16 protein-coding genes are annotated in these 15,292 nt (G+C 43.2%); 13 read left to right on the top strand and 3 right to left on the bottom strand.

Translation table 11 applies throughout. The features are described 5' to 3' along the window. Positions 1 to 440 precede the first annotated feature (440 nt). Positions 441 to 1,547, bottom strand: coding sequence for a glycosyltransferase (locus tag IAE55_RS17910; RefSeq protein WP_200633419.1), 1,107 nt, complete (start codon positions 1,545 to 1,547; stop codon positions 441 to 443). Positions 1,548 to 1,993: 446 nt separating this feature from the next. On the opposite strand from IAE55_RS17910, the gene IAE55_RS17905 reads away from it, so the two are divergent. The 3 genes from IAE55_RS17905 to IAE55_RS17895 all read left to right on the top strand — a co-directional run bounded on the left by IAE55_RS17905 (position 1,994) and on the right by IAE55_RS17895 (position 5,135). Next, positions 1,994 to 2,677: a succinylglutamate desuccinylase/aspartoacylase family protein gene (locus tag IAE55_RS17905; protein WP_105446217.1), complete on the top strand. Its 684-nt coding sequence runs from the start codon at positions 1,994 to 1,996 to the stop codon at positions 2,675 to 2,677. A gap of 303 nt (positions 2,678 to 2,980) precedes the next feature. After that, positions 2,981 to 4,114, top strand: coding sequence for a glycosyltransferase family 4 protein (locus tag IAE55_RS17900; RefSeq protein ID WP_200633418.1), 1,134 nt, complete (start codon positions 2,981 to 2,983; stop codon positions 4,112 to 4,114). A 1-nt stretch (position 4,115) separates the two neighbouring features. Next, a complete protein-coding gene (locus IAE55_RS17895) occupies positions 4,116 to 5,135 on the top strand; it encodes a phosphotransferase (RefSeq protein ID WP_145163923.1) in 1,020 nt (339 codons plus the stop codon). 224 nt (positions 5,136 to 5,359) lie between these two features. Here IAE55_RS17895 and IAE55_RS17890 read toward each other — a convergent pair whose 3' ends face one another. Further along, on the bottom strand, positions 5,360 to 5,557 hold the full coding sequence (locus IAE55_RS17890) for a hypothetical protein (protein ID WP_200633417.1): 198 nt from the start codon (positions 5,555 to 5,557) through the stop codon (positions 5,360 to 5,362). A gap of 374 nt (positions 5,558 to 5,931) precedes the next feature. On the opposite strand from IAE55_RS17890, the gene IAE55_RS17885 reads away from it, so the two are divergent. From IAE55_RS17885 to IAE55_RS17855, 7 genes are all read left to right on the top strand, one after another. Beyond that, the gene (locus IAE55_RS17885) at positions 5,932 to 6,489 is read left to right on the top strand and encodes a C40 family peptidase (RefSeq protein WP_145945672.1); all 558 of its coding nucleotides are present in this window, start codon (positions 5,932 to 5,934) and stop codon (positions 6,487 to 6,489) included. Between the two features lie 427 nt (positions 6,490 to 6,916). After that, positions 6,917 to 7,645 carry a YheC/YheD family protein gene (locus IAE55_RS17880; RefSeq protein ID WP_200633416.1) on the top strand — a complete coding sequence of 243 codons (729 nt, stop codon included), beginning with the start codon at positions 6,917 to 6,919 and terminating at the stop codon, positions 7,643 to 7,645. A gap of 41 nt (positions 7,646 to 7,686) precedes the next feature. Then, entirely contained in the window at positions 7,687 to 8,586 is a 900-nt protein-coding gene (aepX, locus tag IAE55_RS17875) for a phosphoenolpyruvate mutase (protein WP_145163975.1), read from the top strand. Then, complete coding sequence (gene aepY / locus IAE55_RS17870) at positions 8,586 to 9,746, top strand: phosphonopyruvate decarboxylase (RefSeq protein ID WP_200633415.1); 1,161 nt, start codon at positions 8,586 to 8,588, stop codon at positions 9,744 to 9,746. Before aepX ends, aepY begins: the two co-directional genes overlap by 1 nt. Next, the gene (locus tag IAE55_RS17865) at positions 9,743 to 10,855 is read left to right on the top strand and encodes a 2-aminoethylphosphonate aminotransferase (protein ID WP_200633414.1); all 1,113 of its coding nucleotides are present in this window, start codon (positions 9,743 to 9,745) and stop codon (positions 10,853 to 10,855) included. The genes aepY and IAE55_RS17865 overlap by 4 nt, the downstream gene beginning before the upstream one ends. A gap of 13 nt (positions 10,856 to 10,868) precedes the next feature. Continuing rightward, on the top strand, positions 10,869 to 11,627 hold the full coding sequence (locus tag IAE55_RS17860; RefSeq protein ID WP_200633413.1) for a YheC/YheD family protein: 759 nt from the start codon (positions 10,869 to 10,871) through the stop codon (positions 11,625 to 11,627). A 221-nt stretch (positions 11,628 to 11,848) separates the two neighbouring features. After that, positions 11,849 to 12,043: a hypothetical protein gene (locus IAE55_RS17855; protein WP_200633412.1), complete on the top strand. Its 195-nt coding sequence runs from the start codon at positions 11,849 to 11,851 to the stop codon at positions 12,041 to 12,043. A 329-nt stretch (positions 12,044 to 12,372) separates the two neighbouring features. Here the strand turns inward: IAE55_RS17855 and IAE55_RS17850 are convergent, their stop codons facing one another. After that, entirely contained in the window at positions 12,373 to 12,840 is a 468-nt protein-coding gene (locus IAE55_RS17850) for a LysR substrate-binding domain-containing protein (protein ID WP_200633411.1), read from the bottom strand. Positions 12,841 to 13,143: 303 nt separating this feature from the next. Here IAE55_RS17850 and IAE55_RS17845 point away from each other — a divergent pair, with 303 nt between their 5' ends. From IAE55_RS17845 to IAE55_RS17835, 3 genes are all read left to right on the top strand, one after another. Continuing rightward, positions 13,144 to 13,395, top strand: coding sequence for a YolD-like family protein (locus tag IAE55_RS17845; RefSeq protein ID WP_145019040.1), 252 nt, complete (start codon positions 13,144 to 13,146; stop codon positions 13,393 to 13,395). A 59-nt stretch (positions 13,396 to 13,454) separates the two neighbouring features. Beyond that, a complete protein-coding gene (locus IAE55_RS17840) occupies positions 13,455 to 13,757 on the top strand; it encodes a hypothetical protein (protein ID WP_200633410.1) in 303 nt (100 codons plus the stop codon). A gap of 822 nt (positions 13,758 to 14,579) precedes the next feature. Continuing rightward, positions 14,580 to 15,287, top strand: coding sequence for a response regulator transcription factor (locus tag IAE55_RS17835; RefSeq protein WP_200633409.1), 708 nt, complete (start codon positions 14,580 to 14,582; stop codon positions 15,285 to 15,287). Positions 15,288 to 15,292: the final 5 nt, after the last annotated feature.

The following is a 15,292-nucleotide window of genomic DNA, read 5'->3' as shown; positions in this document are numbered from 1 at the left end:
TTTGCGTAACCGCACTGCTGAGGAGAAAACGGAGTCACTCCATAAGTAGACATAATTGCAATCAATTGCAACTTATTAAAATCAAACCGAATAACGTACAAAAGCGAGCCCCCGTTGTCTTGGGAGCTCGCTTTTTTTGTTATTATAAGGTCTTTTGTTCAGACTGCAAAGTTTGAACGCCATCTTTTGCCAAAATGCATAGTTAGACGCAAATTTACTGTAAGATGACAAGAACATACACGCTTAAAGCCGCGTAACATAATGGTTTTTCAACTATACAATGCATCCAGATTATGTTGAAATAATGAATGATTGAGCTTGAAAATGATAACACAACTCTTCTGTTGACGACCCCTATGTCCTTTACTTGCGCCAGGCAACCGCTATCGGAACCCACCTTCACCTCAAAGCAAGAGAACAGGCAAACCGATAAAAAGGAACTACCGATGGTTTCTGCTGTCTACCTCTTTATATAGTTGAAGTAATCGAGCACCAACTTTATTAATGGAATATTGCTGCTTAACTGTTTTCATGCCGACTTTCCCAAATTCCCTGGCTCTGTTTGGATGACTTAACAAACTGTTTATATCAGATGAGAGCTTTTTGGTTAAGATAGGTGCAACTGCTCCATGATCGCCGAAGTGACATTGAATCAACTTATTCATGTTTTTTTGCTGAACAATACCACAGTATCCTGCAACACCTGCAGAAATAACGGGTTTTGCACAAGCCAAAGCTTCAAGTGCAACACGCCCCGTTCCTATTACGACATCTGCGGCAAAGTAAGCAAGTTGGATACTAGACATTGGGGGACGAATGATGACAGCTGTTCGACCAAGACGATGATTGGCTTTAGCTGCAAGCTGATTCAAATCAGTGCGGCGGGATCCGGGACCAACTAAAACAGCTATAAACTGACTATTATTTTTAGCAATTCGTTCTGCTGCTTGGATCACTTTTCTAGCTATGGGATATTTATCAGATGAGAATCTTCCAGCGTACACAAGAATTTGGGCAGTTGATGGTAAATGAAGAGCCTTTCTCGAGTAATTTTTATTCAATATAGGACGGAACGTTGCTGTTTCAATCCCATTAGGGATCATCCTGATCTTGTACATAGGAATTTTATGATTTGCCAACCACTTGGGGAGCTTGGGTGAAACCGCAATCACACGTTTTGACATTCTTGCCGCAGCTAATAAGGCATCCTGGCGATGATAAGTGCCATGTACGGTAACGATCAAAGGAATGTTTTGTTTTTTGGATAGGGCTGCTGCGAGTTTAAATGAGTTGGAATCATGAGCGTGGATTAGATTGTATCTTCCTTTAACAATGATCGAAGACAAAAAGGATACCTTTTCGGATTTCTTCCCAGTTGGCAGTATATGAAGCGAAATCCCCGCTTTTTTAAATGAGTCAGTAAGAGGTCCTCCTTTAGCTGCAACAGCAACCCGGATTCCACGAGTTAGTAAATATCGGGATAAAGAAAGAATATGTTTTTCTGTTCCCCCAATATTCAGCCGTGATACCAACATTAAAATATTCATTCTCACTCCCCCCTAACTACCGAATCTTATCCTTTTCCCGAGTTAATAATCTTAATTAGAATATGTCACTTGAGTGATGATGGCTTCGGACTAGTGCCCTTTTCATGAACCTAAGAAGAGAAGGTACTGAAATAAGTCAGGGTAGGAGTAGATTTAACTCCCCAAAATATTATGAACCTAGTGAAAGGCACAATCAAAGCAGTTTGAATTTATATATAGTAATATCACCTTTTAATATTATTTTTAAATCTCTATTAAAAAGCTGCCAATCCAATGTGTACCCCATTAACGACCATTGGAATTTCAAGTGCAGCCTTTTAATGACATATTTTTGTTGTTTAATTGGGAGCTTTATGCGTAATGAGTAGCTTGCAGAGGACCGAAATATTTGCTGAAACCTGATCCAGCCTGTACTTTTCCAAAATGCAATAGGGGTGGTGAATCTTATGCTGACAGAAAGACAAAAGCTCGCCAAAGGCACACCATTTGAAACATGGCTTCACCTGTTCCATGGGGAACTCCCTGGTCCGACAGTTATGATTGTGGCTGGCATCCACGGCAAGGAAGTGGGTAGTATTCGCGCAGCACAGAAATTGGTCAAGCAGCTGAGAAATCAGGAGTTGACAATCATTAGTGGGAGTCTGATTGTAGTCCCTGTTGCAAACCAACCTGCTTTCAAGAAAAGAGTCCGGGGCACGCCGGACCTGAACCGTACATTTCCACGCGGGCAGAACCGAAAAGCAACACAGGAGATGTCCCGCGCTTTGTTTAGTATTATGCAAAAATATAAACCAGCCTGGTATCTGGATCTTCATGAAGCAAATGGTTTATCATCAAAAAGCAAAGATGTACTAGGTCAGACGTTAATCACGAACCCAGGAAACGCTTCTATTCCCATTGTCCGGAAGATTATCAAACAGATAAACGGGATTGTTACTCGTCCTTCCCACCGGTTTCACATTCGGCTGCACAAACTTAAAGGCTCTTCTCGTACAGCTGCGGCAGAGCGAATTTATGCCAATGCGGTAACAGTCGAAACATGCTGGAGCCTTAAAATGAATACAAGGATTGAATATCAGATGCAAGTGGTACAGCACTTCTTACGTGAAGCTGGTCTGATGAAATCTTGATCATGAATGAGGGTGCAAATAGGGTCACGATTCTAAATACAATGAAGTCTATCGGGGAATCCATCACTACCGCGTTAGGGCTTCTGAAGATGTTTAAGCCGCTAATATTGTGGCTTTTTTTATTGGACTTAAGGATATATTGAAGCGACTCCAAAGAAAATCACGGTTTTTTATTGCAAATTATGATCTGAAAAATGAAGGAATCCAGATCAGTCTTAGGCCCATGCATACACATTTATTAACTAACCAAAATGATCGGGCAACATAATATGTATTTAGAACTCATCGCTTAGGAGGGGGAAAATGGGGGACGAGAGTAAACTAAAAATATGGGTCATGACAAATGAGTTTGAACCTGAAATTGTAGGAGGACTAGGGATCGTCGCTACCCAGCTCACGAGAATGTTGAGCAAACTTGGTGCAAAAGTAACGGTTCTGTGCCCCGGGAATTCGGATCGATTAACGACATCAAATACTTATGGCAATTTGCGCATTCTCAGATTTCCCAAAAATTCAAAGTATTTTAATCGAGCCAAGCATTCATTTATAGCCGAAGTCATCATAAAGAGCGCATTCGCTAAGGGGGGAGGCAAACCTGATATTATTCATGTGCATAGTACGGAATTTGCGTATACTGCCAAGGCAGCAGGAGAGCGATTTGATCTCCCTATCGTCTACACCTGTCATTCATTGGCATCACAAGGCATTTCTTCGCTTCCTGGTAAACAACAGACCACACTGATACGCGCTGCAAATCGAATTATTGTACCGAGCCGCTGGCAGGCCAAAGTAACAAGGAGGCTTTATCCTCGAATTGACGGAAATAAGATGATCGTTATCCCCCACGGCGTTGTTCATGTCACGAAGGGTTCAACAATAGGCTTTGCGCATAAATTGCTTTATGTAGGAAGATTGATTCCATCAAAAGGAGTTGAGCCCTTAATTAAAGCTGTTGGCCTTTTAGCCCAGGAAAATAGCAAAATCCATTTAACTATTGTTGGAAGCGGTAAAGCGAGTTATAGGAACAAGCTGCGCTCCTTGGCAAAACAAGCTGGGGTCGAGAAGCGAATTCGTTGGGCCGAAAAAACCCCACACAAAACAGTTCAACGGATGTACGGTTCTTATGGAGCCGTAATTAATCCTAGTAAAAAGGAATCGTTCTGCTTGGTCGCACTGGAAGCTATGGCAAACGGCGTTCCGCTTATTTCTACAACATCTGGGGGCATGAAGGAATTTGTAACCCCCCAAAACGCCAAAATCATTCATTCAGTTGATACCGCCCATATTGCCCGAGCCATCAAGGAATTTTGGAATAACCCAGAACAATCAAGAAAGCGAACAATCCATGCCCGTACTACTGCAGCCCAGTACAAATGGCCTGTAATAGCCAGGAAATACCTTTCAATATTTTCGGAATTGAAGCGGGGGAAGCCATAGCATGAGTGAATACTCTACAACCCATGTTAAAAAGATAGTGAAACAGTTTGGGATCAAGGCAAGTGCACAAAAACGTATCCGTGAAGGAATATATCAAATTGTGACTGCGGAGGGGCGAAAATACAGCTTGAAGCGTATGCCTAAACAGATTGCGCGGTTACGATGGATTGATCGAATGTTAATGCACGTCCAGCGTAACGGTCCACTCCTTGCTTGGCGTAATCCCCAAACCCCGGAAGGTCGAAAACCTCATGCAATCTCTCAGAAGGGGGAGCTCTTCGTACTGACGCCTTGGATTTACGGGAGAGAACCTTCTCCGCGTTCACTTGCGGATATGCGGTCATGTGGCATTGCATTAGCCAGGTTTCATAAAGCAGGGCAAACCGCGCTTAAGGGAGAAATTTCCCAAAGCGAGATCGGGACATGGTATTCCAAACTGGATAAACGGCAACGATATATTCAAAATAAGATTTCAAAAGCAAAAACAAATAGCTTTAGTGTGCCTATTAGTCGATTTATCCAACGGCATGGACCAGAGATTCTGCGTTATGCAAATCAAGCAAAAGCATTGCTGCGAAGCAGCAGATATGAGGTTTACCGACAAAGTCCCCGACAATACGGAGTCTTGTGTCATGGGGATGGTGGGCCGAGTAATTTTATTATGAATGATAAAGGGACGTACCTTATTGATTTCGAAACCTTGCATGTCGATCTTCGCGCTTATGACTTATATCGGGTTATTTATAATTCCAGCAAAGATTACCGTTGGGATTTTTCGATCGCAAAAGCAATTTTGGATGGTTACCGCAAGGTAGCGAACCTAAAAAAAATGGATTATGAACTTATTCGTGTCTGGTTACGATTTCCGTTTACGACTTATTTAGTGCTTTCCCCCTTCAAGAGAATTCCGTTTACAGAAAGTCGGTTACAGTGGGCACTTGAAAGTGAGCGGAGAATCAGCTCATTCCTAAAAAAATTAGAAGAATATGAAACGAGACATTGCTCTACACGAGGACATTAAAGACGTAGCGAGCCTAGAAATTTTTCATGATGCCAAATATCAATTAAACTCAAACATGAAAATGTGCTTGCTTGACGATGAATTACTAATATTGGCACAGCGGCTTCCGTAATTTCACTTGATAATAGTAAGCCCCAAAGCGTATCTCCTGAATTTCACCCTAGCGTAGCGGTCAGACGATCATACGGTAGTGAAGATGAACAGCGCCGCTTCGGAAGCGGCGCTCACCAAGCAGCTCGAGCCGCATGCGGAAGTTGTCCGGCAATGCTCGCTGTCTCCCAGTACACCATCGACTCGTAGATTCGACTTCCGCATAAGTAGGTGCCAATTGGCCGCTCGAAGTCCGTCCAGAACGCAAACACCTCGTCATCGGAGATGGTCCCATCGATGTTGCCGTGCTCGTCCTCAATGTAACCGTCCAAAGATACGTTACCAGCGAAGATATTAATACATATTGGAAGTATTCTACCCTTAGCTCAACAAATAAAGGTGGCCCCCGCGCCTTCGCTTGGGCTACGTCCTCCACACATATTGCGTTTCCAATTCCTAATAAAAGACCTGCGCACGGAGAATGTAAGCGATGCCGTTATGGCAACGCTTTTTGATTGGGTGGATTTTGAAAAAAACGCCGAAAAGTGGATACAAGAATATCACAATAAATAATTGTATAATTTTAACAGGTTACATTTTTTTAATTTTTCTATTGAATTTTATATTTCTGTAGTTTATAAATGATTGAGTAGGGTTACGTGTCACTTGGCTCTTGGGCCACAACAAAATCTTTAGGGAGGACTTTATGAATAACAACACGAACAACATCAAGAGAAGCCGAATCGTCAAAGTTTTAACTGGAGTGGGTCTAAGTCTTTCCATTGTTTTATCCGGAAGCATGCTGCTTCCTGCACAGCCTGCGCATGCTGCTACTTCGTCCGCAAGTTCCATTGCGGATAGTGTAATAAAAACAGGCAAACAATTCCTAGGCGTTCGTTATCAGTTCGGTGCCCCAACTGGGCGAACGGATGAGTTCGATTGTTCTTCTTTCACTCAATATATTTTCAAGCAAAATGGAATCGATCTTCCCCGATCCTCGAGACAGCAGTCTAAAGTAGGTACGCCAGTTTCCAAAGATCAGCTGCAGCCGGGAGATTTAGTTTTTTCAGATACAAATCGGGATGGGGTTATTAATCACGTAAGTATTTATATGGGTAACGGACAATTGCTGCATACCTACCGGGTCGGCATAGGCGTTACGATTTCCAATTTTGCAGGAAGCGCATGGGATCGTAACTTTGTGAGTGCACGCCGCGTCATTCCTAACAATGGACAAGCTTCTGCAGCATCTCTGCCTAACTAATACAACCTCAAACTACACAAGTTTCTCATGCGAAAATACAATAACATGTTTCCTGGCATGGGAGAGCTTCCGTTAGATCGGATTCAGAGAGCAAGGGGAGAATAGTATACAGAAACAGAGCCTCGAATGTAGCTCACAGATGGTTAGAAACCCTGTCCTTTTTTAATGGAACAGGGTTTTTATCAATTCAAGTCTTCAGATGATATTGTGAGGCTAGCTCTTCATTAGATACAAATACATAAGCATGTTGTTTTTTTAGATCTGAATTGCACCGTGTTCGGTGCCTTTTTTGTTTTCTGGAACGTAATCATAAATTTCGGCGAGAGTGATTGTATTATTTTCCTTTATGGGAAGTTAGTCTACACAGCAGGGCTTTTTAATGAATATGCTCTTTGTATCTGGATCCCAACATGAGAAGGGGATGTTAATGACCATTGGAAAAATGAAGAAGTATAGGGAAATGTTACAGGTCCCTGTCTTGCGTCCACATTTGCCTGAAACTGTCTGGATGACGGAAACAAGGATTTTACGGATGCTCCAAATATACCCCTCTGTCTTTATAAAACCTAATCACGGGAGCGGTGGTAGCGGAATTATCCGTGTGAAGAGATTGGGAAGGGGATTTGAGGTTCGTTGCGGTTCAAGTCTGAAGATTGCGGGACGTTCCTCTGTCTTAAAAGCGATTCGCTCGTACCGGAAATCAAGGCATCGGTATCTAGTGCAGAAAGACCTACGATTAGAGAAGTATCATGGGAAAATTTTTGATATCCGTGTATACCTGCAGAAGCCAAAGAGCAAATGGATCATTTCGGGTATGGCGGCCCGTGTTGCCGCCCCACATAAATTTGTGACCAATTATCATAAAGGAGGGCATGCGGAACCTTTACGAAGGGTCCTCATGAGTCTTTTTCAGAATGACCACTCCAAAGTGGACGCCTGTTTTCGTAAAATAGAACAATTATCCATTACCATTGCCGAAACGGTTAATAAATGGCACTCGATTCATGAATTAGGGGTTGATCTTGCCCTAGACAAGAACGGCCACATTTGGATCATTGAAGCTAACTCACATCCGGGCCATATGTTGTTTACTCAACTCTCCGATCACACGATGATCAGAACCATTATGGAAAACAAACGATCCATGAGGATCTAAGCTCTATATTGATTATTTTAAAGGGAAGGAGCAAAGTTTCAATGAAAAAAACAAAGAAGCTTAGAAACTTGATCAACTCCAAAAAACTGGAATTTATTATGGAAGCTCATAATGGTTTGTCTGCCAAAATTGTTGAGGAGGCGGGATTTAGGGGGATTTGGGCGAGCGGATTATCCATCTCTGCAGCGATGGGAGTAAGAGACAATAACGAAGCCTCCTGGACCCAGGTGTTGGATGTTCTTGAATTCATGAGTGATGCGACGTCCATCCCGATTCTGCTGGACGGGGATACGGGGTATGGCAACTTCAATAATGCAAGACGCCTGGTCAAAAAGCTGGAGCAACGGGATATTGCAGGGGTTTGTATCGAAGATAAGCAATTTCCCAAAACGAACTCATTCTTAAACGGACAATTGCAGCCGATGGCCGATATCGATGAATTTTGCGGTAAAATCAAGGCCATGAAAGACGCGCAAACCGACGACGATTTTATAGTTGTAGCCAGAGTGGAAGCCTTTATTACAGGGAGGGGACTTGGCGAAGCGCTGCGGCGGGCGGAAGCGTACCGGAAGGCAGGCGCCGACGCTGTTCTCATACACAGCAAGAGGCCGGACATCACGGAAATTGAGGCATTCATGAAGGAATGGGCGGGAAGATTGCCCGTAGTTATCGTACCTACAAAGTATTATTTGACTCCAACCGACAAGCTTCGGGAGCTGGGGATTAGCCTTGTTATATGGGCGAACCATAATTTGCGATCATCCATTCAAGCGATGGAACAGGTATCCCGCAGAATTTATCAGGATGAAAGTCTTGTTCAAATCGAAAAGGAAGTTGCAACGCTGGAAGAAGTTTTTAGGCTTCAAGGGGCTGAAGAGCTGGAAGCTGCGGAACAACGATATCTCCCGGCAACACAGTCCGACTCGAATGAGGGGATATAATGGATACGAAGATATTTGGGGAAGAACTCCGGAAATTAGGATTTACTTTTTTCAGCGGTGTACCTTGCTCCTACCTGAAAAGTTTAATCAATTACTCCATCAACGAATTCGATTATGTTGCAGCAGCCAACGAAGGTGATGCGGTGGCCATCGCATCCGCGGCTTATATAGGGGGGCAAAAATCCGTTGTACTCATGCAAAATTCAGGGCTAACCAACGCTGTTTCGCCGTTAACATCCTTAATCTACCCCTTTCGAATTCCGTTGCTGGGATTTGTCAGCCTTCGCGGAGAGCCAGGGGTTCCTGATGAGCCCCAACATGAGCTTATGGGCAAGATCACGACGAATCTGCTGGAATTGATGGACGTGGAATGGCAATATCTATCCGGAGATTTGGAAGAGGCCAAGAAACAGCTGATTCAGGCCAATGAGCAAATTTCCCGGAATCGGCCATTTTTCTTTGTAGTCAAGAAAGGGACCTTTGACGCAGAGCCTTTGAAAAAGCAGCAAAACTCCATTCGTTCAAACCGGATTCTACGGTGTGCCCATAAAGACAATCAGATGCCTGCGCGGCATGAGGCATTAGCTGTAATCAATTCGGTGAAAGACGGTGATACGATTCAGCTTGCAACCACAGGCAAAACAGGACGGGAATTGTATGAAATAGAAGATGCAAGCAACAATCTGTACATGGTCGGCTCTATGGGGTGCGTCAGTTCTTTTGGACTTGGGCTTTCCCTAAGTCAGCCTGGCAAGAATATTGTCGTGATTGACGGAGACGGCTCTTTATTGATGCGCATGGGAAGTCTTGCGACAAATGGGTATTACAGCCCCAATAACATGATTCATATTCTTCTCGATAATAACGCTCACGAATCAACAGGAGGGCAAAGCACGGTATCCCATAATATTGATTTCGTGAACATTGCCGCTTCCTGCGGTTATACGAGGGCAATCCATGTCCACAACCTCGAAGAGCTGAAGGCCAGTTTACAAGAATGGAAAAAGATTAAAGGTCTTACCTTCCTTTATATGAAAATATCCATGCAGTCCAAAGATCAACTTGCTCGCCCAAGCATAAAGCCTCATGAAGTAAAAGAACGTCTGGAGCGATTTATCAAAAACGACCCCTTAATGATCAAGGAAGTGGATGGTTCATGAGTTCTACCGTAAAGAGAAACATTTTGCTTACTCCAGGTCCGGCAACGACTACGGATAGCGTGAAATGGTCACAGGTGGTTCCGGATATATGTCCCCGTGAAGCCGAGTTTGGCGAAATCATGGAGCATATTTCCACAGAGCTTACCTGTTTGGTTGCGGACCCGAACCATTATCAGACCATATTATTTGGTGGGTCGGGCACTGCAGCCGTTGAATCGATGATCAGTTCCGTCCCTGGAAATGAAGCTGTAGTTATTGTTAATAATGGCGCTTATGGAAAACGGATGTGCGAAATCGCCGCGGTTTATGGAATCGATTATTTGGAATTTAAAAGTCCCTTTGACGATGCGATTCATTTGGCTGACTTAGAGCGTTGCATTCAATCTTCCGGACGAAAGATATCCCATCTTGCCGTCGTGCATCACGAGACGACGACCGGCCTTCTGAACAATGTGAAGGAACTTGGGGTATTATGCCAAAAGTATCATATCGACATGATGGTAGATGCCATGAGTTCATTTGCTGCCGTTCCGATTGACCTGAAGGAAATGAACATTTCCTTTTTGGCATCCAGTTCGAACAAGAATCTGCAGGGATTGCCCGGGGTTTCGTTCGTAATCGCTGAGAAAAGTAAGTTGGAGAGTTTGAAGGACAGGAAACCCAGAAGCTATTATTTGAACTTGTACGCCCAATATCAATATTTTGCAGAACATGCGCAAATGCGGTTTACACCGCCGGTACAGGCATTGTATGCGCTTAGGCAGGCCATCGAAGAATTAAAGCAGGAGGGTGTGGCAAAACGTTACGAAAGATACATGGCATCCTGGAAAACTTTAATCACCGGTCTAACAAGGCTGGATTTATCCTATTTGGTCCCCGAAGCGCATCACTCCAAGCTGATTACATCCATTCATGAACCTTATCCAGATTTTGACTTCCAATCCATGCATGATTTTTTCTATAGCAAAGGCATTATGGTTTACCCCGGCAAATTGGAGGGACTAAAGACGTTCCGAATTGCCAATATCGGGGACATTACGTCCAAGGATATCGAGTATTTTTTGGAATTGCTTGAAGATTTTCTGGATGGCATTGAAGTGAACAAGTGAAAGGTGGAGTCCAATGGGATCGGTAACAAAAAATAAATGGTTAAAATATTTGTTTTTGAAAAGGTATCCCCCCCTTGCTCCTTATTTACCTGAAACGCGGAAGATGAGTCCACATTCCTTCTGGACGCTTTTGGGAAAATACCGGCATGTCATTGTTAAACCCGTTTGGGGGAGCCGCGGACGGGGCGTCATTCAAGTCTCAGATTTGGGGAATGACAATTATGCCATCCATTACGAGCGTATGGAAACGGTGAAACAGGGAAGAGAGAATACCTATCGGTATATTAAAAGAATAATCAGGTCTGCCGCCTATATGGTTCAACAGAGAATTACTCGGCCGACCATAAATAATCGTCCCTTTGATATGAGAGTCATCGTTCAACGGAAAAAACATTCTTCAAGATGGGTAGTTACAGGAAAGGTAATCAAGGTGGCAGGCAAAGGGTACGTTGTGTCCAACAATACGCGGAGTCATGGACAACTGCTTAGGTTTAAGCCGGGCATCCAACATTCTTCCATCGGACACTTGCCTATAGCCGCATTAGAATACCAAATCGATAAGGTTTCGCTTCGTTCCGCGAAAAGATTAAACGCATTGTTCCCCGGACACCGAATTTATGGCCTGGATATTGCAACTGATCCGTATGGGCGTGTTTCCATTATTGAAGCCAATCTTTATCCGGCAATGTCTCATTTCCTTAAACTGAAGGATGGGGTAACGTATCGCCGAATACTCTATTATAAAAGAAGTAAATATATCCACTATCGTTAAGTAATCGAATCAAAATATGAATAACCTTTATTTTTCCGACTTATCCAGCCGTCTCGAACCAAACTCCACATATTACTCAACCAGATTCTTTAATTAACCATTAACGCAACGACGAAAGATTATAGGGGCTGCACGATTTATTACGAGGCAGCCTCTATTTGTTTTAACCACTTAAATCTTACGTTCGATTAGAATACAGTAGCAACGCGGGAGGAGAAAACATGCGTAGAATTATTGCCGTTATCTTGCTTCTCATCGGAACGTGCTTTCTGATTTATGACTTCGCCAGACAACAAGTAATCATAAAAGAAGGACTAAAAGAAACCAATACACTGACTACGCAATCATCAGGAACCGCAAATCCGGAAGAGAACAGTACGAAGGAATGTATCACACCTCACTCCCACGGTAAATAGAAGGGATCCGGAACAGAATGATCTCATTGGGTTATACCATCCCGTTTCCTAATGGGCTCCGGTCGACCAAAGCTATTTGTGACTCAGTCAATACCCCTTGCCTTAATGGGGAGGAGCTCAGCAAGTCCTGGGATCATCATATCCGGAAGTCCTGGATACTGAATGTGGGGGATATCAAGCCACAGAAAGCCGAGATGACGTTACATCATTTTTAAAAGGAGGATAAAAAATGTAAGACGACAAGAATATACACGAGGAAGTTTAGCATGTAGTAAAGGAATAGGATCAACTTTCTAGGAAAAAGTCGAATTACATGTTCAAGGGCAAATTCATGCTTCGCACCCCGCTGCTCTGACGTATACTGCAAAAGCGGCGAACGTTTTGTTCCGGAACGGCTCTTTACGTGCGATCAAACGTGTCGTCACAAACCTGTACAGTTCCGGGACGGGATGAACCCGAATCCGGTCGTCATCTGGAGCAACGACGGAATGGGTAACCATTGCGTAACCGATTCCGTCACGCACGCAGTTCAGCATCGTATGGATCGTGTTGACTTCAATCTTATTCAAGAGTGTCACGCCCTCGCTCAGCAGCCAATCTTCATTCACGGCTCGTATCTGACAACCCACTGGAAAGACGAGCCGTGCTGCATTCGCCAAATCGGTCAAAGCAGGCGCTTCCTGCGCTTGCACATTCGTCAGCAGGACAACTTGCTCTTGCAGTTCATATCCGACTTGCATATGAGACAAATCATATTCGCCTATGCAGAAAGCGCCATCAAGTTCTCGATTTACCACCTTCTCGTAATTGCTCTGTGGGAATGTTGGGTATTCCTTCTGCCTTAAACGACAGTGACTGTATGGTTTTTATATCGACATTATTTTAGTTATCGCTTACCCAAATAATCGCTTTTTGTGGGATTCATGGGCGGGTAAATGGCGCAAATCCTTTTTTATTAATGGGCTTTGTTATATCAGTAATATTGTAGATTTGCGTAACGCTGTTCTTAAGTAGCTTTGTAATGTAACATTATACTAGTTATTAATGTATTGGAGCGCTCCTATGCGGACTGCTCATTTTACAACGAGGAGGAGAGACCGATGGTCAAATCAAAAGCTCCCAAGAGACCGACAAGGGATGAATTTGTATTAGAGGAGATAGGCAATCAGCTTACAGAGGCTTATCAAGAAGGGTCAGAAATTCTACTTACTGTGTGGGGATGGGATGAGCCAGTAAGGGGTCAGATAGATCAAATGGACTCTCGGACTGGAAAAGTACACATCAAAAAGGATGGAGTTATTACCAAGGTCCCTTTTATGGATATCATGGAAATTAACTATCCTAGAGATTAGATTTAGTGAAAGGGAAGATTTGTAGATGAGTAATCTCATGTGGATCTTGGAGGGATCAAATGACCGAAGTAGGGCGGGAAACGAATACCTTTTATCGTATGTTTCAATTAACCGAAACTGGATTTGAATTCATAAGTATCTTACTAATTGTGACAATTATATTTGGATTTATTATTGCAGTTTTATTTTTTCGCCATAATTTAACTGGAAAAAAGATCATGATAATTGGTGGGGAACTTATATTACTTGGCTTAGTTTTTAATTTAATTGTAGATTTTAAATTTAGATTTCCAAGCTTAAGCTTCGTAGTCATTTTGTTTGGTACCATTACTTGTTTCATTGGATTATGCAGAAAAGATTAACATAGCGGAAAAGATAAATACAAAGACAATCGGTCCAAAACCTCATTAAGTAGCATTATGCAGGATAGTTTTCGCATTTCGATTAGATGAAGATCTGAGTAGAAGTATTGTGTCTCTTTGGAGTGACTGAAACTCTGAATGCTGTTTTATGGTCAAAGAAACCAGCTTCAATGATCGGAAGTACTTCAATTTAAACTGTGATCTCATTTGGATTAGATAAAACAAACTCGTCAAAGCATTTTAGAAAAGAAATGAAGAGGATGGTAGATGTGTCTTTTGGCTCAAGGGATGAAAACATATACCGAGATCGTACTTAGTGCTGATCCTGTACCGCCCTTTCGATAAGCGAAGTCCGACGGTCCTACTTTTGCCGCTTGGATAGCGGTGATCCATACCACAAGTATCGGTAAATGGTTGATATGGTTACGTTCCAACAGATTGAATATATTGTAGATTTGATTGCACTTCGAGAGAAGTGCGTTTTTTCGTTTAAGGTACCTTACGATCTCTTCACCAAGAATAGCTGAATCAAAAACGTGCCATGTCGAGAAAAGACTTTGCGATCATTTTCCAGGCATCATCTGGCAATGAAACAACTCCGAATACGTTTCGAAAGGCCGTGAGGAGACGTGTATGTCCATAGACAAAGAATTGCGTGAAGATCCATGGATTGTTCTCCTTTCTTCGGGTTTATTACTAGTTATGTTGGGCTCAGAGGAATATACCTCATCATCCAGTTGGTGGAGGAATCTAAAGTGTCTGTGCTAAGATGAGGGTGAATTATGATTCAAGCTGCGGAACAAGGCTAGAGGGGGGGGCACATTGAAGAAAATACTTGTCATTGACGATGAAGTCGCAATCAGAGATTTAATTGAGCTCGTACTGAGAAGAGAAAACTATGTCGTTCAAACGGCTGAAAATGGTAAAGTAGCCCTGCAGCTGCTGGATGCTTTTGGGCCGGACCTGGTGGTGCTTGACTTGATGCTGCCTGACTGCTCCGGATATGACCTGTGCAAGGAAATCACCGGGAAACGTGCCGTTCCTGTGATCATGCTCTCTGCCAAAAATGAGGTAATCGACAAGGTGTTGGGACTAGAGCTAGGGGCGGAAGATTACATGACCAAACCCTTTGACAATCGTGAATTGCTCGCTCGGATCAAGGTGATTCTGAGAAGAAACGAGAGCAAGGAGGAATCAAGTGAAGGAACAGAAGTGAAATCTACACGCATCATTCATGAAGAGCTGACATTCGATCTGGAAAGCCGAAGGGTGCTGAAAAACGGTGTACCCGTGTCATTAACGGCCAAAGAGTTTAAAATTCTGGAAACGTTACTTAAAAGGCCAGACAAAATCTTTACCCGGGATGAGCTGCTGCAGATCGGATGGGGATATGACTTTATGGGAGACAGTCGCAGTGTGGATATGACCATCATGCGATTACGGAAGAAGCTGGAGGATAACGCTGACGAACCGAAGTATGTCAGGACGATCTATGGATTTGGCTATCAACTTGGAGGTGGCGAGGCCTGAAGTAT

Source organism: Paenibacillus sp. S28 (assembly GCF_016624415.1).
GTDB classification, from domain to species: Bacteria; Bacillota; Bacilli; order Paenibacillales; family Paenibacillaceae; genus Paenibacillus_AQ; species Paenibacillus_AQ favisporus.
This window is presented reverse-complemented; position numbering and strand designations above follow the sequence as displayed.